The 23982-nt window shown below is 61.6% G+C and carries 19 protein-coding genes; 7 read left to right on the forward strand and 12 right to left on the reverse strand.

The window, feature by feature from the left end; all coding sequences use genetic code 11:
- Positions 1–249 precede the first annotated feature (249 nt).
- Positions 250–948 carry an outer membrane protein gene (locus tag LPW30_RS12380; RefSeq protein WP_238625340.1) on the forward strand — a complete coding sequence of 233 codons (699 nt, stop codon included), beginning with the start codon at positions 250–252 and terminating at the stop codon, positions 946–948.
- Between the two features lie 377 nt (positions 949–1325).
- On the opposite strand, the gene LPW30_RS12385 is transcribed toward LPW30_RS12380, so the two are convergent.
- Genes LPW30_RS12385 through LPW30_RS12395 form a run of 3 tightly spaced genes read right to left on the reverse strand, consistent with a single transcriptional unit; the run spans position 1326 to position 5226 of the window.
- Positions 1326–1541 carry a hypothetical protein gene (locus LPW30_RS12385; RefSeq protein ID WP_239681002.1) on the reverse strand — a complete coding sequence of 72 codons (216 nt, stop codon included), beginning with the start codon at positions 1539–1541 and terminating at the stop codon, positions 1326–1328.
- A gap of 56 nt (positions 1542–1597) precedes the next feature.
- A complete protein-coding gene (locus LPW30_RS12390) occupies positions 1598–3025 on the reverse strand; it encodes a hypothetical protein (RefSeq protein ID WP_239681003.1) in 1428 nt (475 codons plus the stop codon).
- On the reverse strand, positions 3025–5226 hold the full coding sequence (locus LPW30_RS12395; protein WP_239681004.1) for a hypothetical protein: 2202 nt from the start codon (positions 5224–5226) through the stop codon (positions 3025–3027). Before LPW30_RS12395 ends, LPW30_RS12390 begins: the two co-directional genes overlap by 1 nt.
- Positions 5227–5986: 760 nt before the next feature.
- Here LPW30_RS12395 and LPW30_RS12400 point away from each other — a divergent pair.
- Positions 5987–8239 (forward strand): S8 family serine peptidase, encoded by a 2253-nt coding sequence (locus LPW30_RS12400; protein WP_239681005.1) that lies wholly within the window; start codon positions 5987–5989, stop codon positions 8237–8239.
- A 38-nt stretch (positions 8240–8277) separates the two neighbouring features.
- Here the strand turns inward: LPW30_RS12400 and LPW30_RS12405 are convergent, their stop codons facing one another.
- The gene (locus tag LPW30_RS12405; RefSeq protein WP_238625333.1) at positions 8278–9195 is read right to left on the reverse strand and encodes a response regulator; all 918 of its coding nucleotides are present in this window, start codon (positions 9193–9195) and stop codon (positions 8278–8280) included.
- A gap of 378 nt (positions 9196–9573) precedes the next feature.
- On the opposite strand from LPW30_RS12405, the gene LPW30_RS12410 reads away from it, so the two are divergent.
- Positions 9574–9831, forward strand: coding sequence for a hypothetical protein (locus LPW30_RS12410; RefSeq protein WP_239681006.1), 258 nt, complete (start codon positions 9574–9576; stop codon positions 9829–9831).
- A 99-nt stretch (positions 9832–9930) separates the two neighbouring features.
- Positions 9931–11712 (forward strand): hypothetical protein, encoded by a 1782-nt coding sequence (locus tag LPW30_RS12415; RefSeq protein ID WP_239681007.1) that lies wholly within the window; start codon positions 9931–9933, stop codon positions 11710–11712.
- Here the strand turns inward: LPW30_RS12415 and LPW30_RS12420 are convergent.
- From LPW30_RS12420 to LPW30_RS12455, 8 genes are all read right to left on the reverse strand, one after another.
- A complete protein-coding gene (locus LPW30_RS12420; protein ID WP_238625329.1) occupies positions 11675–12313 on the reverse strand; it encodes a response regulator in 639 nt (212 codons plus the stop codon). The two genes, LPW30_RS12415 and LPW30_RS12420, sit on opposite strands and share 38 nt — an antisense overlap.
- Positions 12310–12825 (reverse strand): response regulator, encoded by a 516-nt coding sequence (locus LPW30_RS12425; RefSeq protein WP_238625328.1) that lies wholly within the window; start codon positions 12823–12825, stop codon positions 12310–12312. The genes LPW30_RS12420 and LPW30_RS12425 overlap by 4 nt, the downstream gene beginning before the upstream one ends.
- A gap of 151 nt (positions 12826–12976) precedes the next feature.
- Complete coding sequence (locus LPW30_RS12430; RefSeq protein WP_239681008.1) at positions 12977–15265, reverse strand: GAF domain-containing hybrid sensor histidine kinase/response regulator; 2289 nt, start codon at positions 15263–15265, stop codon at positions 12977–12979.
- On the reverse strand, positions 15262–16410 hold the full coding sequence (locus LPW30_RS12435) for an FIST signal transduction protein (protein ID WP_238625326.1): 1149 nt from the start codon (positions 16408–16410) through the stop codon (positions 15262–15264). Before LPW30_RS12435 ends, LPW30_RS12430 begins: the two co-directional genes overlap by 4 nt.
- A complete protein-coding gene (locus LPW30_RS12440) occupies positions 16391–18439 on the reverse strand; it encodes a PAS domain-containing sensor histidine kinase (RefSeq protein WP_239681009.1) in 2049 nt (682 codons plus the stop codon). Before LPW30_RS12440 ends, LPW30_RS12435 begins: the two co-directional genes overlap by 20 nt.
- A 374-nt stretch (positions 18440–18813) precedes the next feature.
- The gene (locus tag LPW30_RS12445) at positions 18814–20046 is read right to left on the reverse strand and encodes an FprA family A-type flavoprotein (protein WP_238625323.1); all 1233 of its coding nucleotides are present in this window, start codon (positions 20044–20046) and stop codon (positions 18814–18816) included.
- Positions 20047–20278: 232 nt separating this feature from the next.
- Positions 20279–20902 carry a hypothetical protein gene (locus tag LPW30_RS12450; RefSeq protein WP_238625322.1) on the reverse strand — a complete coding sequence of 208 codons (624 nt, stop codon included), beginning with the start codon at positions 20900–20902 and terminating at the stop codon, positions 20279–20281.
- A gap of 64 nt (positions 20903–20966) precedes the next feature.
- Positions 20967–21419: a low molecular weight protein-tyrosine-phosphatase gene (locus tag LPW30_RS12455; protein ID WP_239681043.1), complete on the reverse strand. Its 453-nt coding sequence runs from the start codon at positions 21417–21419 to the stop codon at positions 20967–20969.
- 315 nt (positions 21420–21734) lie between these two features.
- Here LPW30_RS12455 and LPW30_RS12460 point away from each other — a divergent pair, with 315 nt between their 5' ends.
- From LPW30_RS12460 to LPW30_RS12470, 3 genes are read left to right on the forward strand one after another with little or no spacing between them, the layout of a single operon-like run.
- Positions 21735–22703 carry a type IV pilus biogenesis protein PilM gene (locus LPW30_RS12460; protein ID WP_239681010.1) on the forward strand — a complete coding sequence of 323 codons (969 nt, stop codon included), beginning with the start codon at positions 21735–21737 and terminating at the stop codon, positions 22701–22703.
- Positions 22700–23305 (forward strand): PilN domain-containing protein, encoded by a 606-nt coding sequence (locus LPW30_RS12465; RefSeq protein ID WP_239681011.1) that lies wholly within the window; start codon positions 22700–22702, stop codon positions 23303–23305. Before LPW30_RS12460 ends, LPW30_RS12465 begins: the two co-directional genes overlap by 4 nt.
- A complete protein-coding gene (locus tag LPW30_RS12470; RefSeq protein WP_239681012.1) occupies positions 23302–23955 on the forward strand; it encodes a hypothetical protein in 654 nt (217 codons plus the stop codon). Before LPW30_RS12465 ends, LPW30_RS12470 begins: the two co-directional genes overlap by 4 nt.
- Positions 23956–23982: the final 27 nt, after the last annotated feature.

Here is a 23982-nt window from a genome sequence, read left to right on the forward strand (position 1 = left end):
CCACTCAAAGGTACCCCTGATCACCCTATTGCGAATCAAAACAAGCAGTCAATCACATAATAAAATCCAACTTGGAAAGAATACCCGGCAACACTTATTGATGCGCCCATCAAGGCAGACCCGGCACTTGTTCAGCTGGTCAATACGCTGGCAGGATGAGGGTTGATAAGGAAAGATGAAAGACTTCATCTGGCTATTGGAGTCTCTCGTATTTGTGAAGTCCACGCACGGGAAAAGGACCGGAGGACCATGATGGAAAAGCAATTTTTTTATAAGCGAGGTTCGTTGCTCGCATTGGCCCTGTCAGGTGGGTTTCTGACAATCCCATGCAGCCTTCACGCTCAAAGCATTTTTTCGGGGCCTTATCTTGGGGGAGCGGTCGGCCTATTCTCGGATATCAATGCAGAGTTTGAAGTATCCGACTCTTCTTCACAAAATACTATTCGTTTCGGCGCGGATGACATGCTTTCACGCTTCGACCTTCGCACAGGATTCGGTTATGTAGTACCCGGCAGCCCGGTCTATTTTGGTGCGGAAGTCAGCTATACCATCGCCAATGCGTTGGACGAGGAGGTATTCTCATCATCCGGACCCGGAGGCCGGGAAACATGGGATCTTGAGGGAGATAAAGGCTTTGCCGTGAAGGCGAAACTGGGCTATGTTGCCACACCTAGAACACTTCTATACTGGACTATGGGCTACCAGCAAAGAAATTATGAACTCACGTTGATAGGTCCGGGTGTGCGAGATTCTGACGACGAGGACTTCAGCGGAGTGGGGTTTGGTTTTGGAGCCCGATTTGCCTTATCCGACAATGTTCATCTGAGTGCTGAGGCCTTTCGGACGGATTACGGTTCCGAGTCCTGGACTGACGATGGTACGCGACTGAAGATTGACCCCACCGAAACCCAGTTCGATGTGGGCCTGATCTATCGATTCGACCTATAGATCTTGTCGGCATCCGTCCAATAGTGCTCCCAACTGGCTGTTACGAAGCATGCCCCCAACAAATCCCCTGCCCCAGCACCCGCTCGACGCGACGATGATCTTCTCGCCGGTCTCGTTGTCAATGATGAGGTTTTCTTCGCGAATGCGGTGGTCTGGTACCAGCATGCTGCTCTCCTTGAATTGAGGATCCATCCGTCGGGTAGCGGGGCGGCGGTAACGTCGCCTCTCTATCCGACCGCTATTAGGTCGGTCTCCCGCAGTCCTATTCCTGCCCCCCACACTTATATTGGCCCAACAACCTGATTCCACCCGATTATACTGCACTCATATTACACTTTTTCACCAAAACCGGCCCCACTCCCCTCCCTAATGTCTCATCAGTCATCATCATCGTCCCTTTCATTCCTGCTATCCCGACTCTCCGAACGGACAACCGTGGGACCCTGTCTGCGCTCTTCTTCTCTTTTTGCCCACCACTCCTCGCGATGCAGGTCATCAAGCGTTTCCTGTTTTTTTTCCTTGCCCTTGTTTTTCCAGATGATGAAGCCAATGAACCCGGCCATCACCAACATACCGATCAAGGTTTCCCCCATGATGCTCTCCTCGCATGTTCCAGAGTAAATTCAATATCCAGGCCTGCATGATAGCCTTATCGGCGAGCACTCCATGCCTCCACGGCATGAAGCATTTCCACGTCAACATCCTTGCCGGTGCAGTGTGCCCATATCTCAGGGTCTGTGGGCAGCGGGTGACGTGAGCAGCCGAATCCTGAACGCATGCAGGGTGCCCCGGCATCACCGCATGTCGTACCCGGTGCAGAGTCCGGGTGGGCTTCAGGATGGTAGGACATTCTGGCGCTTGTGCCGGCTGTTGGATGACCGCGACGGCACAAACAGGTGTAAATATCAGAATCCACCCCCTGGCCCAGTTCTTCAAGCACCTGTTTCTGTCGCCGGTAATCCAGGGAAAGGATCTCCTCGGCAACCATCCTCGCGTCTTCCTTATTCTGAGCGGGCGGCTCTATCCTCGCAGTGGCTCCAGCCACGTCCGGATCGGGGCCTTCCATGGCAATGGGAGAAGGTAAATCAGCCTCATCTCCCATGAAGGTCAAGTCAACGAGACTGGCCTCCTCAACCATTTCAGCGAGCCTGGCGTTACCCTTATCCAACTGCGACTCCAGTTCCTTTTCGAGATCGGCGATCTGTTCGTCGAGCGCATTGATCAAGTCAACCGCGGTGGGTAACTCATCTTCATCCATTGCCTCATCATAGAGGCTCATGATATTTCCGACGACGGTGGCAACCGCTTCACTGGCATGGTGCGCACCACGGGTCGCATGGCCTGCATAGTAGTCGGCAATAATCTGTAGCAAGCCCTTACTGATACTCTGGACAGCAATCGCACTTTTGTCGGCTTCCAGTCGAGCGATGAACGCCCCCAGCTCGTTGATCTCATCACGAGTTTCGCTCAGCTCTGTTTTCCCGGATTCAGAAAATCGGTCTCCATACCTGTCAAGCGTGCTGTCCAGGTTTTTGTTGAATTCCCCAACTTCAGTAGGAGTGAATCCATCAATGCGTTTCTGGACAGCCTGCTTCCAGCCACTCTGCTTGCTGCTCCAGTCTGCAATCTCCTGGCTCATTTCGCGCCCCCACTCACGAGGCCTGACCCGCCATGGGCCCACCATGGCTCCCATTTCACCGTAGTGGTCGCTCAATTGCTGCCTCTGTTCGGTATCCATGCGATCCCACAAGGTTCTCCTTTGCTCGTCACTTAAATCATCCAATCTCCTTCTTTCCCCTCCCCAGACAACGACCGTTGCTTGCCCCAGCCAACGTCTGACACGCTCAAATTCAATTTCATCAGACTCCATCCAGCTGTCATCGATCTCTTTGAAGGGCGATTCTATCCTTTGGCCAGATCCAGCCACACCCGGTTCGAAGTCCTCCAGGTCAATGAGAGAAGGCATGTGCCCAGGATCCTCCTGGCCGTGCTCACCGGACTCTCCCAGGATCTTGGCGGGAAGCAATAAGATGATGGCCAAGAATGAAGTTACTGCATAATCCAGTATGCGTCTCATCAATCCGCTCCTTCCTGATGCCGCAGGCTATCGGCCAGATTTTCCAGGAAACGTTCCGGACAAAACTCCTCAATATCGGTCAGACGTTCCCGTTGAACACCATCCATGCCCGGCGGGGTAAGCCAGCCGGACTGTATGCTGTGCAGCTGCAGACGGGCCGGGATACCCTGCCTGGTGGCCGTGCTGGAACGGACAGCCACATACGGTTCGGAGGAAGTCACACCAAAAGGCGCACGCAAGCTTGCCACTCCGGGCAACCCTGCACGGATCCACTCTTCGCCGAGGTCAATATTCACCGTGCCATCCCAAGCTTGCGCCACCTGCTCAGGATCCATCACACGAGACCAGACGCTACGCCCTGCGCTGCTGATGCGGATTTCAAGATGGTCGGCCAGTCGCCCATCCTGATGACGCACCAGTTCGACCTGATCGCTATCGAGGTTGTTTTCGGTCCGACCAGCACTGCGCGCCAGCCAGATCTCCATACCGGTAAAATCTTCCGGATCCACGTTGAAGCGCAATCGGTAGGGGGTTTCTTCCACCCGATCATCAATGTCCACCAGGCGGTGGGTGGAGCGAATCCCGGAAACCTTGCCAGGGGCGGAGGCATCAATGGACACCTGCATGCCTTTCGAACCGAAGGACGTGTCTGAATCAAAGTGCCCGGAACGTCCCTGGCGGGTGGAGGGCTCCCATTCCTCTCCCATGTCCCTGGAAAAGCGTGTGGTCATGGGCAAGGGATCCACGCCGGGCGCTGGATCGGTCCTGAACTCTTCAGTGCCGGGATCATGCTCCAGCCGTATCTGCTGCAGCCCAAGCAAGGAAGGCTGGGATCCGCTTGACGGAAGCGCATGAATCCAGGCTCGCAAGGGTTGCCCGGGTTTTAACTCCGGCCAGTCCAATTGCTTGGCAGGGAGACCATCGGCCTCAATCAGAACGCCCCCAACGGTCAACTTCAGGCGTACCTCGCCGGGCACCTCCAGAGATGGTTGCTCGACCACGGATTCGACACCAGTGCCGACCAGGCGTTGAGCCCGCATTCCCGGTTTTTCTCCCCCAGGCCCCTGCCACGTCAATTTGAAGCGTGAACTGCGATCAGGATCCTCACCCAGTCCATCCTGGGTGGAGAGTATCACCCCGAGGCCGGTGGTCTTCTGATCGTCAAGATCAAGCACCAGTGTGGCGGATGCATCGGATCTTCCAAAGCAGGGCCACAGGACTGATCCCGGCGTGGCAATACCTACCCGGGCGCTGTCTTCACCTTCCGGCACCTTGATCGTGAGGGTGTTTTCCTGTCGTTGCACATGCTGGGTCAGTGCCTCATCGCCATCGGTCCATTTGTCCCACTGAACCCCCGGTTCCCGATCCTGAAGCAATTCCTGCACATCGGCGTCATGCAAGATGCAGGGCAGCACGCCAGTGTCAAATTGTTCAAATGCAAGCGAGACCTGCGTCAATGCAAGACCGGCACCCGCGCCCTCCTCGGGTGCCTCCGCCACGGCATGTGGATGCCACCCGGACGGGGCCGGGTGAGTTTGTGCATCAGGTATCCTGCTCACGAGCAAGGGATTTCCCCGTACATCCCGCAATTCCAGGCCACCATCAGGATGCAGCGCCAGAGCGATCTGGCCCTCTTCCTCGGATGAACCACCACACCCATCATGAACGAGGGCATCCTGATCCCGGATGGACAACTCGCACCGGTAGCCGGAGGCATCTCCGCCTTTCTCCAGGCGCACCTGAACGTCATGATCTGCCACCGCACTCCCCCTGAGAGCGCCTGCTGATGGAAACCGGGTGTCGGCAACCAGGGCAAAAATCGCGTGATCCGTATGTTCTGGATCAAAGAAGAACGTGAGGACTGCCGTCCTGCCCTCGTCCAGTCTCGGCACCGGCACCAGGGGGCTTGAGGACTGGATGCCGACCGCCAGGCTTCTTGGTGGATCCTGGATGTCCACCTCGAGACCCTGGTCGTCCATCACGGCAAAATCCTTGAAATCAAAAGTGTCACGGCGGCTGACCGGAGATCGTCCAAGTGCATGCTCATGCGCTTCCCAGGCCTCCTGCTTGTCTGCAGCAAACAGGATCCGGGTGTCGTCAGACTTGTCTGGCTGGGGGTGGGAGGTCTGTCTTTCAGCTTCGCTGAGTGCATCCCCGGATGTATCCTCCTCTGCCAGGATCTGGTGGGACGTGCAGAACATCAAAAGCAAAAGCACAGGAAGGCGCAGGCGGTGGGTCAATAAACTTCCGCGCTCGGCCACTTGATTCTCCTCAACGCGCATCTCGGGCCGGGACACTGTGACAGACCGTTTCCATGCCCTGGGCTCCCCCGAGTGGCGTGGTCACTTTGTGCCGAACCAGCCCTGTGTGTTTTCTGCCTCTTTGGGCGCGGTCACCTCATGGACAACGGAGTCCATGGTGAGGCCATGTTGTCGGGTGAATACCCCTCCTGTCCACCCCCCCAATCACTCAACATATCGTTTGATTGCAGAGGCGTACGGTGAAATGCAGACCGTCGCCGCCTACTGTGACACCCCACACTATTGGAGGCCTTCAATCCCGCCCTCTTGGGGCGAGATTGACAGGCCTTCCCGAGCTGAGTCCAAAAGCTGGGTAGCTGTCCGGTTCGAGCGGGTTTGCTGCCGCTGGTCAGCACAGATCCAATGTCACCCAGGTTGACAATCGAAACCATCCACTTCGGATGCATCTCCCTCCCCTCCTCTCCCCCCATGCATTTCAATCCCTGAAAATATATAAAAAAAACAGGGATTAACCACCAATTCCAAGCATTCTGATCAGCGGTACATTTTCCCCCACCAACCGGAGAACACACCATTATGGATTTGATTTAACTTGACTCCTGCCTGACAACCAAAACCGACACCCGGTCACACCGTCAGGCCGGACAGGCACGTCCGTTCCAAGCCACTCGCAGCCCGCGATACTGCTCGAGGCACGGTCATGTCCTACGTCCGCCACCGCTCCATCCACCGAAAAACCGTTTGCATCACGCTCACGCTCCTACTGACCCTCACACTACTCCCAGGCTGCGGAGGTGGCAGCGGTGGCAAGAACGTCCGTACCGATCCAAACCAGGGTGGAGGCATAGCCGACCGGACTCAGCAGGACGACAGCGCACCGCCGGCCACCCAACTCAACCAGGGAGAAAGCCTCGTCGCGGTGGCCGATACCGGTCTGCGCCACACCCACCAGGAACTCACCGGCCGGATCATTCATCAATACGATGCCGTGTACAGCCACTCCGAACACAACGGCTCAAACACCGCCACCGCCGACCACGACCAGTCACGGGCACCCCCCCACAACCCCCACGGCACTGCCGTTGCCGGCATCATCGCCGGGAATCGCACCGGCAATGCCCCCATGGCCCGCCTCATGGACATCCGGATCTCCAATACCGAAGACGGCAACACCACCCGCAGCGTCATCCTCCACGGCATGGGACATGCTGCCACCCAAAATGCTGACGTCTTCAATCTCAGCTATAATGCCGACCTCACCCAGATACCCAATCGGGAGGAGGCTATCCGCCAAACCGCGGCAAGCGACATGATCCTGGTGGAAAGTGCTGGCAACAGAAGCACCCTGCTCCAGCCGTTGCATACAAGCTCCGCAATCTACCACCAGTACATCATCGTCGGTGCCCTCAATGCGGCCGGCAACGATCGCGCCGACTTCAGCAATCACCCGGGAGGCCATGCCGCCACCCAGGCACGCTACCTTCTGGCACCCGGCGAGCAAATCCGTACCGCCCACAGCAGTGGTGACCAGGCCTATACCCGGTTGACCGGTACCTCGGCGGCCGCCCCGGCCGTGTCTGCGGCGGCCGCCACCCTGCGCGCCCACTGGCCACACCTGGATGCCAACACCCTCACCCAGCGCCTACTGGACAGCGCCGACCGCCACTTCAGCCCTCTCTACGGCGACCGAAGCTGCGGTGACAGCGGTAACGTGGACTGCGGTCTCTATCACTATGGCCAGGGCCGCCTGAATCTGGAGGCAGCCCTGGCACCCCAGGGTGAGCTGCAAATCGCCATGGGCGCCACAGTGGATACCGCCGAAAGCCAATCACAGCCTGGACAAACCCACCTGCAATTGCCCGCCGCCTTTGGCGATGCCCGCCTGCCGCCTCAGGCACTGTCGCAAGTGGCCGGATTCGACGCACTGGGTCGGGATTACCTGATCGATCTCTCTCCAGGACTGCGCACCCCCGACGACCCATACCGCACACTGCACCGTCGCGTTCAGCAGGCCATCGCGGCCACGAACCATACCCGGTTCCAACACGACAACCATGATCACAACCTGCATGCCCTGGCCGAATACAATGGGGACGGAATGCCGGTCACCATGCAACTGACCTGGCACAGAACTCACGGTGGCATCACCGGCTACCAATTCGCCGCCGGCAATCCGGCTCCCGGACACCCCGCCGAGCACATGCCCCTGCTGGCCTATAGCGGCGGTACCTACTGGCTCTCGGAAGACGACACCCTCACCGGCCTGAGCGGCCACTACCGCCTGAACGAGCGTCTCACCTTGAGCGCCGATTACGGCTGGTCCGGCGATACAACCGGGCTCTCCCCCCAAGGCGCTCTGCAACGCCTGGACACCCGGTTGTCCTTCAGGGTTCTCGATCACCTCACCTGGCACCTGGGCAGCGCCCGGGTTACCGAACAGGATCGTCTCATGGGCAGCACCGGCGGCGGCGCCCTGCACACCCGTGGCAATCATGTGACCCAATTCATCTACAGCCGCATGGAAGCCGACCTCACTCCGCAACTGAGTCTGTTCGCTGAATTCGAGCAGGGCCGGGGTGACCGCGACCACCCCGATAGTCTTATACACAGGCTGGAACAAATGACCCTGCGCCAGGCGGCGGCCGGTCTGGTGCTGCGTCAGACTGATACCCAGTGGGTTCTGGTGTACCACGAACCCCTGCGGGTTCATCAAGCCCGCGCCCACTTGCGGATCCCCAGCGGGCGCACCATGGATGGTCGGATCCTTTATGACCACATCACCGCCGACCTGGCGCCCGACGGCCGTCAGCGTAATCTGGAGCTGGGCCTGCGCCACCCCCTTGGCGCCTACGCCACCCTACAGGCCCACCTCCTCCATATTCAGGAACCCGGCCACCGCGCCAGTGCCCCCTCGGACATCCTTGGAGCGGTGAGCTACCAGCGCAGATATTGAACCAAAACAACGACCGCTCCAGCGACAGCCAGCATCCTTCACAGGTCAAGCAACTGCTCGTTGAGGCACTCTTCAAGAAACTGCTCCATGCGCAGAGCAGCATCGTCCGTGAGCCACAGGAAAACGCGTCGGCGATCGGAAGGATCCCGCTCCTTGCGCACCAGCCCTCGGGAGACCAGGTCCTCCACGTGGCGCAGCGCCGTGGTGAGAGGAATGCCCGAGCCGACGGCAAGACTGGAAACATAATCGGGGCGTCCCGCCAGGCGGGCGATCATCAGGTCGATGAGGATGTTCCAGGTGGCGCCGTTGCACACCTCGGGATCGAAAAAACGTGCCCGCGTCACGCGCGCCTCGGCCGAGGCGCGCAACAGACGGTGCGCCCCCTCCTCCAGATGATCCAGGTCGTCGCGACGATCATCCCGGCCAGCCCCCCCGGCCAGGCTCGCATCGTTATCCGACTCCCCGTCCGGACCCACATCTTCCTTTTCCGAATGCAGATAGCGCAGACGTGATTCGATCTTGCTCAGCTGCCCACGGGTGAGGTTGAGCACCTCCCGGAACTGACGCCTCTCCAGGTCCCGCCGCAGGGCCGTGCGGATGGCCTTCACGAACTCCTGCTCCCGAAACGGCTTGAACAGAAAATCCGTCGCCTCCATGCGCAGCGCATGCTGCACATGATCACGCGAGGCGTAGCCGCTCATGAAAATGATTTCAGCCCGCTCCTCCCCCTGCTCCCGCGTGAGCGCGCGCACCAGATCCAGGCCATCCCAGCCGGGCATGCGCACATCCGACACCAGCACGCGGATGTCGGAGTCCTCCTTGAGCTTACCCAGCGCCTTCTCCGGATTGACCATGGTGATGGGCTTGAAACCCGCTCGAGACGCCATCGTTCCCAGTTCTTCAAGAATCTCCGACTCGTCGTCGAGGATCAGGATCTTGCAATCTTCATCCGACATGGATATTTCCAGCCTCCTGCCCGGTAGCGAAAACGATCACGAAAACGACACTCATTCGCCACCACCGTGACCGGTTAACTGCGACGGCATCGGCGCCCGAATGACGCTCATCACTTAAATTCATTCCATCTGGATGAGTCTAGCGCCCATATTGCCCCAACTTAAGGATTACTCGAGGAATATTCACTCCATATTGGAGCTTTCACCGGAAGCCCTGCGACTTACATGTGCCCCAGGTCCCGACGATGACACCGCAAGACCGGTCATCCGAAGCGCCTGACCCACCCCATCCCGTCCAAAATGGACCCAATTCACGTTTTTTTTCACCAAAGGAACGGGCATCTTTTTCCAGACACCGAAGATCACCGGAGGCACGTCATGGAGAACGGAGTTCCACGCCCCATTGAAGTCTACCGCGAAGTGCGAGGCATGGCTCCTGCATCCATCCAGGACCACCCCAGGCCCGTGATAGCCAGTTATATGGTCATGCCGGAGAGGGCGAGGGAGCAGCAGTTCGTGAACCGGACTCATGACACCCTGCCCCTACTGGTCGCACTGTGCCTGGTTGCCCTGATGACCACCATCTCTGCCGCGATGCTGGTCATCCTCGTCAGCCTTGTCACCATGCTCACTTGAACAAGAGATACCGCTTTGGACGCACTGGCCTTTCAAAACCCCGCTCCCACAACGGACCATCCGGCCGCGGAAGAATATTTTGGCGGCGCCTTTCGAGCCATGCTGGGAGAGCAACCCTATCCCTGGCAATTCCGGCTCTTCCAGCGCCTCGTGGAAGGCCAGCCTCCCGAGCACCTGGCAATCCCTTCCGGCTGCGGTAAGAGCGCCGTGCCGGTGATCTGGATACTCGCCGTCGGTTTCGCCGCACTGCATCAAAAGCCCGGCCCCGCCCATCGACTGGTGATCCTGCGGCACACCTTGCCCCAGTCCGACAGTGAATCCCAGGTGGCGAGGGCCGCCCTGAACGCCCTGGTGACCGCCAACCTTAGCTTCGGGGCCACCACCCCGCTCACTCCCGTACTCCAGGGGCTCCAGGCCCTGTCACCTCATGGTCGCACCACCCCCCTGCGTCTTCAAGAGCATGGTGGGCAAAACCCGCCATCGCCCGAAGGCGATGACTCCGACCGGACAGCCACTATCGTGTTTTTCGATGCGTTACCGATCCACATGGTTCCCAACCCGCCGCTGAACACGCTGCAAAGCCTGGCCAGGCAGATCGGTGTGCCGCAAGACGGCGCCCTGTGTCTCTGGCCCCAGGGACACCTGAGCCTTGCCACCGGGGCATCCGCCCCCCTGGCCGACCCCGAGACGAGCGTGCTGGGTCTGGATGCGCATGACCGCGCGGATCACCGGCTGGCCCAGAGGCTGCGCCCAAGACGCAGCGTGGTGATGGATCCCACGCAGGAAGACAACAGCGTGCGCACCATGCTTGGCTGGGCATTGCAGTTCGAGTCCCAGCGCAAATGGGTGCTCATCTGTACCACTGATCCCTCCAAGGCGGAAGCCATTCACAAGGGCCTTTCAGCCAGCCTGCCCCCCAACCGTTTGCTGCGGGTGGGCAGCGAACAGCGGGCTGCAGAATGCAGCGCCACCTTCGAGTCGTTATGGGCGCGGGATCTGTTCACGGAGCCGCGCTCTGTCCCCGCGGAAACCACGTATCTGCTGTGCACCGACGAATACCGATGGGTGGGCGACCTGGATGTGGACGTGGGCATCTTCGACCATGCCAGCGAATGCCAGCAGGCGTGGCGCGCTTCTCGCGTGAACCGCTCCGCCCGCCCCCGTGACGGCGTGGTGATCCAGCTTGAGCGCACCGAGGATAACGCGCACATTCACCACATTGCCAGCAAAGGCCAGCCCACCACGACCATGCTCTGGCGTTCCAACCTGCCGCTGATCCAAGACGTGCCACGGTGGTTGAACACCTTCCCGGTGCAGCCCCGGGAGCGCCTGCACACCACACAGAGCACCGTGCATCGTTTTCTCAAGAACTACGCAAGGCAACGCCCGCACGAGCAATTGCTGCTCATCCCCGCGCAGGGCGAACCGGCGTATTGCAGCGTGGAGCGGCTCATGCGCGAACCCCTGCTCATGGAACAGGCCACCCTGATCCTCCCCTCCAGCGCGGGTGGGCTGCGAGGCGGATTCCTGGCGGCCGAGGCCGGTTATCCGGTCAGGGATCTGGCGGACGTGGACAACATCCGCGAACGCTGGGTCGTCTACCGCAGCGGTCGCTACTGGCATGGCCGGCGCATACAGGGAATAGACCGGGCCCAGCGCCACACCCTGGGTGCCGGCCAGCCCCGCCAGGCCCTGTCCGCCCTGGAGAGAAAGACCGGCCTGGAACTCGTGTACGAAACCCTGTCGGATGCCTATCCCCGGCAGACCATCGAGCAGGGCTCACCGGAAGCCTACCAGACCTGGCTCATACACCCCGAAATGGAAATACAGGCCGGACTGGATCCTAGATCACCAGAGGCGGCAGAATGCGATCCTCGCTGACGCAGGAGAGGATGTCGTCGATGTTCTGGTCTGGCACCAGCCCATACAACAGCATCCAGGCATCCCGGGCGGTCCTCGGATAGCCCTCGCCGCGGTCGTCGCTGGCCAGGTAATCGGCGGCGAAACGACGCCGCAGGCGGGTGAGTCCGCAACTGCGCAGTACCGCATTGCGTACATCCGGCATGGATACCGGCTTGAGCAGGAAATCATCCACGCCACGACGGAACAGGCGGCGCACCAGTTCGTGGTCGGCACCGCCGGTCATGGCGACGACACCGGCCGGCACACGGCACGCCTCGGCGGCATGATGGCGTGCATGGTCAATCAGCACGAAGCCGTCGTTATCCGGCATCATGATGTCCACCAGAATACAGTCCGGGTCCAACCCCTCCCTGAGCAGATCCAGGGCCGTGGCCACGCAGTCGCAGGCAAACGCGCGGATGCCCAGGCGTTTCAGGTAATCGCCCACTTCCTGGCAGATGGCCACCTCGTCGTCCACCAACAGCACACAAAGCGTATCGGCCTCATCCCTTGAGACCAATGCAGAAGATGCCTTGCTGTCATCGGGATGGTCATCTGGCTTGAGGGCCATTGAACTCATAAATGCCCATCCTGACCCAGTTCTACCTCGCGGCGATTCAACCCCTCAAGGGTTATGGCCTTGAGTTGACGCAGTGATACGGGCTTATTCAGGAATGCCAGCGCGCCCTGCCCCTCGGCCTCCTCGGCCAGGGCCGCCGTGCCATGCCCGGTGATCACCACCACCTGCACGCCGTGAAATTTCTTCCAGCGCTGGAATCGGCTGTCCTTGAGCAGTTCCATGCCGTTTCCATCCGGCAGGCGCAGATCCAGGAAAACGATGGAGGGCGGCGTCTCGTCGTCCATGCGACGGCGCACCTCGCCAAGCTGGCAGGCATGCCAGCACAGGATACCCTGGCGGGAAATGGCGGAAGCCAGCTCGCTGCGAACCAGGGGATCGTCCTCCACGATCAGTGCCCACCGGTCCAACTGGGAGGCGCTGGAGGACAGGGGCCCCACTGTGTCTTCCCCGTTCATGGACGCGATGAACTCCAATTCATCCTGATTCAGGATAGGCGGTTTGAGTGAGGACATGGCGGCTCTCGACGGCAGTGATCATGTTCTCATCATTAGAACACTGCGCACTAACATCGGCGGCAGAAATGGAACCGAAATGGATGCGATACTTCCAAAGGCAGCCCATGCCTGTTTGAGCCTGTCGAAGTTTTACCTCCAGATCGGAGGCTTATGTTCCACGGACCGCGCCTTCATTCAGCCATTTGTTCAGCATACTCGAGAGCTCCTTTCGCGTGTAAGGCTTGGGCAGCCAGTCATCCATGCCCGCCTCCAGATAGGCCTCGCGCTGATCCTTGGTGAGCGCCGCCGTCAAGGCGATGATGGGCACCTGCCGACTCCTGCCCGCGCCACGGCGAATTTCCCGCGTGGCGCGAATGCCATCCATGACCGGCATCTGGCAGTCCATCAACACCAGATCCACATGCCCAAGCCCCCGCTCCTTACCATAGGCCACCGCCTCAGCACCGTTGCTCAACAACTCCACCTGGCATCCCAGTCGTTCCAGGGTTTCCGCTAACAGTTCGCGCACGTCTTCATCGTCCTCCACCACCAACACCTTGGGCACACGGGATGCCCCACCATCCCCTTCGCCTTCTGCAGAAGGCGTTCCCGGTGTTTTCCGCGTCAGAGTCTGCGGCGGCAATGCCTTGAAGCGCCCGGTGGCATCCGCCTCATCAACGTTGGCTGGTGGCAGTGATAACCGAAACCACACCCGGGTGCCCACATCCTTTTTGCTCTCCACCCCCATGTCTCCGCCCATGGCCCGCACCAGGTTCTTCACGATGGGCAGCCCCAGGCCCGTTCCTCCAACGCGTGTCATGCCCTTCTGGGAGGCCTGGAAAAAGGGCTCGAACAATCGCTCCCGCACCGAGTCATCAATGCCGATGCCCGTATCCGTCACCTCAAACCGCAAACAGTGCCTGCCCGACTCCGACGGGGGAGCGGCATCCAGATCCTGGCATACGCTCACGGCGATACGGCCAAGCTCAGTGAACTTGATGGCATTGCCCACCAGGTTCCAGAGCATCTGACGCACCCGCACCGGATCCACCATCACGCCCTTGGGCAGATCATCGGTGAGCATCACCGATAGCCGGTTACCCCGCGCCCGCGCGGAGGGCTCCAGCAACTGCAGGCTCTCCCGAATCAGGCGCGCCAGCTCCACCGGTTCGGGATGAATGCGCACCCTGCCCGCCTCGATCTCACTGAAGTCCAGGATGTCATTGATGATCCTGCGCAGGGCCTCTCCGGACTTGAGCAGGGACCGGGCATGGCGCTGCTGACGGCTGTTCAGGGGCGAGTCCAGCAGCATTTCGGCCAAACCCATCATGGCCGTGATCGGGGTACGGATCTCGTGGCTCACCGTTGCCAGAAAGCGTGACTTGGCCTCGCTGGCCGCCTTCGCCTCCATGGCCAGTTCATTGGCCTTGTCGCGGGAGTGGATCAAGGCCCGCTGGGCACGACGAATCTCCCGTTGCTGACGACGCCGGATCTCGGCATTGGCGAACATGTCGGCCATGGTGCGCAAGATGGCCACGTCCAGGCTGCCCCATGCGCGATGAGCCCTGACGGCATCAAAGCCCACGAAGCCCTCACAGTGTTCGCCCCCCATGATGGGAATGGTGATATTGCTCTTGATCCCCTGGGGCCCCAGCACATGGCGAAGCGGATCATCCTCACTCAGGGCATGCACATCCGGCACGTTGTATACCTCGCCGGCGCGGTGGGCATTCACCCAGGCCTCCAGGCCGTGCAGCGGCGTCTGTTGCAGATTGGCGATCTCGCTGCTCACACCTTCGGCACACCACTCATGGGTGTTGGTGGCGGTGTAGGCCTCCAGGTCGTAGGTGAACAGGAATGCCCGATCGGCCCGTACCAGGCGACCGATCCTCTCCAGACCCTCATTGATCAAAGGATCCAGCTCGGACTCCCGGGCATTCATGAAACGCAGGGAAAAATGGGTGAGCAGCCGTTCGAAATGCCCCCACCGCTCCAGTTCCTGGTTTTGCCGACAGGCCAGGCAGGATTGCGCCAGCTTGTCGGCCACGGCGCCAAACGACTCACAAAAGGAGCGGGAAAACGGCTCACCGGCCGCCAGCAGTATCAGCAACCCGTAGCCGGGCAGCTTGAACACATGAAAGGTGTGTTCTCCCCGGGAGAACACCTCCATGCCATGCCCATCCCGGGCCTCCAGGCGTTGCCACAGCACCCGGGGCGGATGCGCCACCAGAAAGCCGGAAAACAAACGATCACGGCCCATGCGCATGGGTACTGCGCGGGCTACCAACCAGTGATGCTCGGGGCCATCCTGATCACGCTGGATGACCACCGCCCCCAGGCTGTTGGTCATGCGCACCATGCTGGAGAGCGCCTCGCCCAGCATGGTATCCAGATCCAGGCTGCGCCCCACCGACAGGGAGATGCGCAGCAGCACCTGGGTCTCGACCGCCAGATTCACGGGCCGGATCCCGGTTCACGCTCAGCGAGCAGCCCCAGCACCACCGCCTTGTTGTAGAACTCCAGACACTCAAGGCCACAGTTGGCGATCTCCCCCACCGAGAGCATCCCCACCAGCGGGTAATCCCGGCGCATGGCACGCAACTCCGCGCTGAACCCATCCGCCATGAACAGCGCCCTGGAAATGCAGTCGCACACCAGGCCGAATGCCGGTGGCGTGCTGCCGGGGTAGCCCGCCTCGGCCTGCGCCACCGCCCGATCGGCCGCCCGGATCAGATCCGGTGGTGCCCCGTGCAACAACTCCACGAACATGCCTTCGGGCACGTCGGCCACGCAGGTGATCGTGCCCTGTTCATCCACCGACAGGGGATCGCGCACCACCCGCTCGCCACGCAGCCGGCACATGCCCAGCGGGTAGGAGCGCGCCACGGAAAAGAAGTTGTCCAGGGTGATTTCCACGCCCGAATGGGCCCTGATCAACTCGGCATACACATCGAATGCAGGACGCGCATTGAGGCTCATCACCCGGTTTTGCTCGACCCGAGACACCTTCACCGGCTCTGACACGGGCACCCACCCATGGGCCACCCCGATCGACGAGGGCATGCTCAGGCGGGCCAGAACAGCAGCATCCGACATCACCCCGTCCGGGGTCAGCACACAGGCCCGACCCGAGCCATCCAGGGCCCCGGCCCCGGCTCCCAGGTAGTTGCAATCCAGTCCCAGCTGGTCGAACATTGCCGATACCAGGTCGGCGATGCGGGTGGAAAAGGCATCCACGAAGGCCACCAGAGTGCATTTGCCCTCCCCCTGCGCATCACAGGCCAGATCCCTGGAAAGGGCATCCAGGGCCGCCCCGGGAAGGCTCAGCCCGGTCACCGTGGAAATCAGCGGCGCCACCGGCAGGCCCACGACGATCGAGCCCCGGGAGAGCTCCTCGCCATTGAAAATCAACCCCGGAAACAGGCCGCCGAACAGCGCCAGCTTCTGCCGGGACAGCAACTCTTCCAGAGCGGGGATGTCATCGTGATCCCCCACGCAGGAGAGGATCATCAAGCCCTGCACCCCGGGCGCCCGATGGGCCCGTTCCAGCACGGTGGCGAGCCCCTCGCGGGTGCCCGAGCGTTCAAGCCATATGGACGTCATTTGCCGGCACCTCGACTGCGGGCAATACAAAGGAAAACACGGCGCCTCCGGCCTCGTTCCAGCAATCGATGCGGCCTCCCAGGTCACGCATGATGCCGTAGCTGATGGACAATCCCAGTCCCGTGCCCTGTCCCACCGGTTTGGTGGTGAAGAAGGGCTCGAAGAGATGCTCCATGGCATGCCGGGGGATGCCGCCGCCGTTATCGGCGACCTCCATCACCGCCTGCCGCTCGCCCTTTTCCACGCGCACAAAGGTCCGAATCCGCAGGCGTGCCCGGTAATCCATGTCCCCACTCTGATCGTTTCGGGCCACCTGTGCACGCAGCGCGTCGCGGGCATTGCTCACGCAGTTCAGCAACACCTGCTCCAGGGGTTGCAGCCGGCTGAACACCATGGCGGGTGGGGAGGCATGATTCACTTCCACCTGCACACCGCTCACCGTAAGCTGCTGCCCCATCAGTGACAGCACGCCATCCACCACGTCGGACAGGGCGATGGCATGATCCTCCTCCTCGGAGCGTCTGCCGAACACCCGCATGTGGTCGATGATGTCGGCGGCACGGCGCGCCTGATGGGTCACCCGCTGGAGCCGGGCCTTGACATACTCCACCGTCTCCGGCGTGGCACCATCCTCCACCAGTGCCTCATGGGCGTTGTCCGCAGCAAGCTGAATGACCTGAAGGGGCTGATTCAGCTCATGGGCCACGCCCGTCGTCATCTCGCCCAGGGTGGCCATCTTGGCCGCCTGCACCAGTTGCGACTGACTGAATTTGCTCTCACTGATGTCCATCATGAGAGCCACCACTTCGGCGGGATCATCCGGCGGGGTCTCAATCAGGTTCATGCCCATGTACACCCATCGGTAACGGTCCGGAGATTCACGCAAGCGCAACTCCCCGTTCACGTGACCACGCTGGGTGAGCGTTGACAGCATGGCAGACAGTTTTTCCGCATCCACATCGTGCAGACGATCAAAAAAGGCCTCCGATGAGGGAATGGCCTTCAACCCGGTGATCTGTTCCACCGCCCCGTTGGTGAAGGTGGTCTGGATACTGCAGTCCGGCCTGAGCTGACCGCACCAGATGGCAATCGGAGATCGGTAAACAATACGCTCCAGCCGCCGGGTCTGTCGCTCCAGCTGCGTGCGCTCCGCCCGCAGGTGCTCCGCCATGGAGACCAGGGCCACGTTCAGGGAATCGGGCTCCAGCATCCGGGAAGGAATCCTGGGCATGAAAAATTGCTCACCGATCCTCAAGGCCGCCTCGGTCGTCTGCTTCAGCGGGCGGTTGATGATGAGATCGCTCAGCACAAACGACAACAGCAGGCAGACCACCAGCAACACAGTGGCGCCCGCCAGATAATGCATCATCTCCGCAGCCGGCACCTGGGCAATGGCCATCACTGGCGAGAGTTGCAGATGCAGGGTGAAAAAGAGCACGGGTGGCAGCAGCGAGACCAGCACCAGAATGTTGAGCAGCACGGCGCGCAGGGCATACACCCGCGGCATCAGCGCGGTGCGGATCGACTCGCGGGTGCGCACCAGCAGCAGAACCATCAGGCCCACCATCGCCGCCAGCACCACCGCGGCAAGGGCCTGCTTGAACAGCACCACCGCACCGGTGATCATGTCCAGGCGCGGATCCACATGCACCAGCATCCACCAGAGCGGCAACCCCAGGGCGGCCCAGAAAAGCAACACCGCCAGCGGCAGATCCACGCCACGGCGCTCCACCAGCCAGGCCACCAACAGCAACTCGGCCAACAGGATGGGCAAGGCCAGCCAGGTGTTCCAGAGCCACAGGGTGGGGAGGGCCGCCAGCATCAGCCCCAGAACGGCATGGGGCAGCCCGAACAGAATGAACAGAAGGAGCCCGACGGCAAGACCGGGCAACAGCTGGAGCTTAAGCTCCCCCACGGGCAGATACAGCAGATCCGCCGTCAAGCTGTTGAACAACAGCGCGACCGCGCCAAGACCCAGGGAGATTACCCAACGCTGCCAATGCGGGATTTCCCCGACTGTCCTGGCCATTCGCACCTCCTCTTCGCGCATCCTGGATCTCTAGCGGACGACGTCCGCCCCGCTCATCCCCTGGCAGGCGCTACCCATCAAGCGTCGCGATCAGGACGTGCCGCCCACGTGCAGCATGGCCGCGAACACGAACCCCATCGAAAAACCGATGGCCAGACTGACCACGACCACGAAAACATATCCGATTTCCATCATTCTTTCCCCCTTTGGGCCTGGGTCGGGAGCATTGCCCCCGTTTCCGGAACTATAAGCCCCGGCTCATTCACGGCCCACACGGGAAAGATCCATAATGGAGGCATTCTACAGGCAGAGGGATACATCGCTCCACAACGGAGCGATGCACGAGACATGATTCACACTCAGGAGGGGACGGCTCAGGCGGCCTCCTTATCCCGCAAGCGCACCCCCAGGGAATAGCCATAGGCCAGGCAGGCCTCCACCGCCGCGTCATCGGGGGCAAAGCGCACGAACACGCCATCTCCCACCATCTTCAACTTCAACTGCTCCAGGGTGCCCGGGATGATCTTTGCCGACTCACCACTCCAGCCATACGAGCCGAAGGCACCGCACAGCTTGCCCTTGTCCCGCACCGGGTTGATGGCCGCGAACAACTTGTACACCGGCAACAGGATGTTCTGGTTGATGGTGGGACACCCCACCACAACGGCCTGGCAGCGGGCCATGTGCTCCTCCAGCTCCCCCTGAGGCATGGTCTCGATGTCCGCCACATGGGCCTGAAACGACCCGACCTGGTTCAGCCCCCGGGCAATGGCATGGGCCATGGCCTCCGTGTTGTGATGCGCCGACACGTACGGGATGAACACATAATCCTGCTGCGGATACTCCAGTGCCCGGCGCGCGTACGCTTCCGAGAGATCCACCCACTTGCGCCAGTCCGACATCAGCAGCGGGCCATGCCCCGGGAGAATCCCCTGCACATCCAGGGCACGCACCTGCTCGATACCCTTGAGCATGAACCGGGAAAACGGCTTGAGGATCACATCAAAGTAGTACTTGAAGGCATCACTGAAGTCCCCCACCTGGTCATCCAGCATGGCCGGATGGGCGTAGTGACAGCCAAAGGAGTCACAGGTGAACAGCAGCCTGTCTTCCTCAAGGTAGGTGTACATGGTGTCCGGCCAGTGCAGGTGCGGCGCCGACACGAAGCGGAGCGTCCTGTTGCCCAGGTCGAGGGTGTCGCCCCCCTTCACCACCTGATGGGGAAAGTCACGCCCCAGGAACTCGCGCAGATAGCCAATCCCCTGCCGACTGGCCACCACCGTGGCGTTGGGTGCCAGCTCCAGCAGGCGATTCAGGCAGCCGCTATGATCCGGCTCGGTGTGATTGAAAACGATGTAATCGATCAGGGCCGGGTCGGTCACCTGCCGGATCCTGTCCACGAACGCCTCAAAGAACCCGTCCTTGACCGCGTCCACCAGCACCTTCTTGTCCGCATTCACCAGATAGGCGTTGTAGGTGGTGCCATGCTCCGTGGTCATCACCACATCGAAGGTCACGATATCGTGATCCAGCACCCCCACCCAGTGAACATCCGGGCTCACCTCGATCGCGCCACCGGCACGCCGTTGATCACACGCTGTACTCATCCCGTTTTCCTTCATCTGCCAAGAATTTCAGGGCCGACCGCGGTGCCGACCCTCGCTGCACCGCATCATACCAGTGAACGGATGCGATTCAGACTCAGGCCAGACCGAACCGTGCCGTGGCAGGCCGGGAAAACCTCCAGAATGGATCTTTTTTCCAGACTCCAGACCACGCGGGGGCGCGCGATGCCAACCGATGCGGCAACGGGTCGGTCAGGCGGCGGGGAGAGGCGCGCTACAGCGTCAGTTGAGGTGAGGTGTCTCGTTCCTCGAATGCCCGAAGCACCTGGGCAAGATTCCTTTCGGGCACCACGTCCTTCAGGTTTTCCCGCAGGTCCATGTCTTCCATGCGACGGTTGATGTGGGACAGCCACTCGATGGCATCGGAAGACACCAGCTTCCGTCGCACCCGGGTGAGTGCCGCGCCGCGCATGACCGCCTCAACCAGCACGGCGCTGCCCGGCGGGCGCAGCAGCAGGTCATCCACGTCCTTGCTGAACAGGCGCTTGAGGGCGGCCAGATCGGTGGCGCCGGTCATGCCGACGATGGCCGGCGGTACCCGGCCACGCAGCCGGGCCGCATACCGCACGGCGTCGATCAGGCGGAAGCATTCGGCCTCTTCGTGCGTGGTATCGATCAGGATGCAGTCCGCCCCCATTCGCGCCTCGATCTTCTCTCGGGCCTTTGCCGGATCCGTATCCCGCCACACCTGAACCCCCCGCTCGCGCAGCAGGCCAAGTGCATCGGATTCCGGAAACTCGCCCGGCACCACGATCCAGCACCCGAGTTGTGCTACGGCAACCCGTCTGGCGGATGCGCGCGCGGGGGAATGACTGGCCATCCTGTCGTCTCGTCTCATGGTTCCGCTCCGTGTCTTGGGTCGATCCATCATGTTCAATGCACCGGTTCGACGCCCGGATCCGCTAGGCCGCCACCCAGCGTCTGGACCAACCCCGGCAGGCCAGTTCGATCTGCTCCAGCGCACAGGCCACGGCCGCGTGACCGCGACCATAGGGGTCCGCCACTTCGCCGCCCTGCCAGTGTCCCAGCAGGAACACCCGCCCCCGCGCGAAGGGGGCTCGCATGAAAATGTCCTCGCGTTGCCAGTGCTCCATCACCAGAACCAGATCAGCCTCGCGCACGTCATTCTCGAACAGCGCTCTCGGCACATGCCGCTGACCCACCGGGTAGCCCTGTTCAGCCAGCACCTCCCGAGCCACAGGATCCATATCGACGGCCCAGGGCGGCACACGCAACCCGGCGGACGTCACCCGGGCCTCCGGCAGTGCCGAGGCCAGCACCACCGCCGCCATGGGACTGCGACAGATATTGGCCGTGCACACCACCAGTATCCGCTCTTGCATTGCATCGATCATCGTGTTCAAGGCCGTCACCTCTGTCGCGAAGGACCGGGTCGCACCACGCCAGTGCTGTGATGGAGTGCTCAGATTAGAGGATGGTGACAACAGACTCACCCGGAATCCCTTCCATTCCGGTGGCAATTCAGCTAAGCACTTTGCCCCCATGCCTCCCCATGCCTGGCCATGGAACATCCCTGGCCCCGCCCAATCGGCACCTGCGGCGACACCGGTCACGGCGCACTCATCCATTTCGGTGCATTTCCAGGTTCGACCACCCGGATCGCCGCAATACACTGGGCTTCATGCAAAGGAAACAAAGGTAGTTGCAAGGTGCTGAAACGACGCACCCCCATCTCTTCGCGCCACCGGGTCGGCCTCTATCTGGAGCCCCGGGGCCTTGCCGTGGTGGTGGTTGACCCGGAGTCCGAGCCCCGCCCGCGCCTGGTGGGCCATGCCTGGGTCGACGGTGACGACCCGGTTCGATGCATGCAGGGCCTGGGTGAACAGGTACGCGCCCTGGGGCTTCGCCGGCAACCGGTGCATCTGGTGCTGCCACCCCACGAGTACCACTGTTTCCTGATGGAGCCCCCCCGGGTGGATGCCAACGAAATCCACGAAGCATTGCGCTGGAAACTGGCCGACTCCCTGGACTTCCCCGCCGACGAAGCGGTGATCGACACCTTCCCCACACCCCTGCAGGACAAGCGGGGCAACGGACCCCACTTGCTGCAGGTAGTGGCCACCCGGGCGGCGCTGATCCAGGAGCGGGCCACCCGGATCAAGGAGGCCGGCCTGAAGCTGGTCAGCGTGGACATTCTGGAAATGGCCCTGCGCAACCTCAGCATCATCCGTGGCCACAACCCCGACAACGACGCCCAGGCCACGGTGTACATCGGGCCGGATGCCGGACTGATCACCGTGATCCGTCAGCACCTGCTCTACCTCATCCGTCGCCTGCCGGTGGGTTATCGCCAGCTGCATGATCAGGATCCCGCAACCATTCAGCACCTGGTGAACGAAGTGCGCCGATCCCTGGATTACTACCAACGCCATGTCCCCGGTGGCGCGCATCTCAACCTGAATCTGGTGACGGGCTTCAACGGCGACGAGGCAGTGCTGGAAGAACTCAAGGCAAACCAGCTGGCCCGCTCCGGCCCCTGGGCACTGGAGGCGCCACAGCTGGCACTGGATCTGGAACAGGTGGTGGAACTCCCTGCCGACATTCAGGTGGCACCCGATGCCCGCGCGGCCCTGCTGGTGGCCGTGGGCGCCGCATTGCGCCCCGAGGATCCGGCATGAGGCAGCACATCAATCTCTACCGGGTGCAGGCCAGGCAAAACCGCTTGTGGTTTTCGGCGCAGAACATGCTGGTGGGTGCCGGCATCCTGGTGGCGTTGCTCGCAGGCTACAGCCTGGTGGAAGCCCAGCGGCTCGCCAGTCTCGAGCAGGCACTGAACGAGGCCCGTCAGGACGAGGCGCATGCCCTGGAAAGCCTGGAGCAATTGCGCGAAGGGCGTCGCGCCGCCAGGGGGACCGAGGCCCTGCGTGAGGAGATCGACACCCTCACGGCACGGCGCGATCAGCTCACGCGCGGCGTGCGGGGACTGCAAAGGCACATACCCGAGACCGGCATGGATCTGCGTGCCCCCCTGGAAGCCCTGGCCCGCGCCGATCAGCAGGGCCTGTGGCTGACCCGCGTCACCCTGAACGACCAAGGCCAGGGGCTCACACTGGAAGGTCAGGCCCTGGCCTCCCGGGTGATCCCTGCATACCTGAGCACCCTGGCCGAGGAAGACACCCTCTCCGGCCTGCGCTTCAATCAGGTGCGCGTGTATCAGCCCGACGACACCCTGCCCGGCGTGCGCTTCGTGATCTCCACCAACACCGGGAGCCAACGATGAAGATCCTGGTGCAACTCATCGACCGCATCAACGCCAGCAACCTGCGGGAACGCCTGCTCATGGCCGTGCTCCTGGGGGTGATCCTGCTCCTCGCGTGGGACTGGCTGGTGCTGCAACCCCAGCAGGACAAACGGCAGACCCTCCAGACCGAACTGACGCAGACCCAAGCCCGCCTGGGGGAACTCACCCAGCACATGGATCAGTGGCGCACAGACACGGAGGACAGCGTGCACACCGTCTCGCTGGAAGTGCAACGCGACGCCCTGCGCCAGGACGTGGCACAACTGGAGGCCCGCCTGCAGACCCTGCACGGTGGTTTTGCATCGCCCCGCGAGGCCGTCCAGGTGCTGGCGGGCATCCTGCAGGACCGCCCCGGCGTCAAGGTGGTGGAACTGGCCAACCAGCCCCCCGAACCGCTGAACCAGGGCCTCGATATCTGGAACGGCCCGAGCGGCATCTTCGTGCATCGGGTGCGCCTTGTGGTGGAAGCCGAATTCGATCGTGTGCTGGATTTCATGGGATTGGTGGAAGACCTCCCGGAAGGGGTCTTCTGGGAAACATTGCATCTGGAGGTGCCTGAATGGCCGGTGAACCGGGTCGAGATGACACTGTACGGCCTGTCCGCGGACGAAAGCTGGCTGGGACTATGAGGGTGCTGGCCGCGTGGGCGCTCCCGG

The organism is Ectothiorhodospira variabilis (genome assembly GCF_022227625.1).
GTDB lineage: Bacteria > Pseudomonadota > Gammaproteobacteria > Ectothiorhodospirales > Ectothiorhodospiraceae > Ectothiorhodospira > Ectothiorhodospira haloalkaliphila.

What these genes read in the sequence shown, in the direction of transcription:
- LPW30_RS12390 (WP_239681003.1), bottom strand. Translation starts at nt 3,025, where the DNA reads ATGAGACGCATACTGGATTATGCAGTAACTTCATTCTTGGCCATCATC.
- LPW30_RS12405 (WP_238625333.1), bottom strand. Translation starts at nt 9,195, where the DNA reads ATGTCGGATGAAGATTGCAAGATCCTGATCCTCGACGACGAGTCGGAG.
- LPW30_RS12395 (WP_239681004.1), bottom strand. Translation starts at nt 5,226, where the DNA reads ATGTTCTGCACGTCCCACCAGATCCTGGCAGAGGAGGATACATCCGGG.
- LPW30_RS12380 (WP_238625340.1), top strand. Translation starts at nt 250, where the DNA reads ATGATGGAAAAGCAATTTTTTTATAAGCGAGGTTCGTTGCTCGCATTG.
- LPW30_RS12400 (WP_239681005.1), top strand. Translation starts at nt 5,987, where the DNA reads ATGTCCTACGTCCGCCACCGCTCCATCCACCGAAAAACCGTTTGCATC.
- LPW30_RS12410 (WP_239681006.1), top strand. Translation starts at nt 9,574, where the DNA reads ATGGAGAACGGAGTTCCACGCCCCATTGAAGTCTACCGCGAAGTGCGA.
- LPW30_RS12445 (WP_238625323.1), bottom strand. Translation starts at nt 20,046, where the DNA reads ATGAGTACAGCGTGTGATCAACGGCGTGCCGGTGGCGCGATCGAGGTG.
- LPW30_RS12435 (WP_238625326.1), bottom strand. Translation starts at nt 16,410, where the DNA reads ATGACGTCCATATGGCTTGAACGCTCGGGCACCCGCGAGGGGCTCGCC.
- LPW30_RS12415 (WP_239681007.1), top strand. Translation starts at nt 9,931, where the DNA reads ATGCTGGGAGAGCAACCCTATCCCTGGCAATTCCGGCTCTTCCAGCGC.
- LPW30_RS12455 (WP_239681043.1), bottom strand. Translation starts at nt 21,419, where the DNA reads ATGATCGATGCAATGCAAGAGCGGATACTGGTGGTGTGCACGGCCAAT.
- LPW30_RS12385 (WP_239681002.1), bottom strand. Translation starts at nt 1,541, where the DNA reads ATGGGGGAAACCTTGATCGGTATGTTGGTGATGGCCGGGTTCATTGGC.
- LPW30_RS12470 (WP_239681012.1), top strand. Translation starts at nt 23,302, where the DNA reads ATGAAGATCCTGGTGCAACTCATCGACCGCATCAACGCCAGCAACCTG.
- LPW30_RS12425 (WP_238625328.1), bottom strand. Translation starts at nt 12,825, where the DNA reads ATGTCCTCACTCAAACCGCCTATCCTGAATCAGGATGAATTGGAGTTC.
- LPW30_RS12420 (WP_238625329.1), bottom strand. Translation starts at nt 12,313, where the DNA reads ATGAGTTCAATGGCCCTCAAGCCAGATGACCATCCCGATGACAGCAAG.
- LPW30_RS12465 (WP_239681011.1), top strand. Translation starts at nt 22,700, where the DNA reads ATGAGGCAGCACATCAATCTCTACCGGGTGCAGGCCAGGCAAAACCGC.
- LPW30_RS12440 (WP_239681009.1), bottom strand. Translation starts at nt 18,439, where the DNA reads ATGGCCAGGACAGTCGGGGAAATCCCGCATTGGCAGCGTTGGGTAATC.
- LPW30_RS12450 (WP_238625322.1), bottom strand. Translation starts at nt 20,902, where the DNA reads ATGAGACGAGACGACAGGATGGCCAGTCATTCCCCCGCGCGCGCATCC.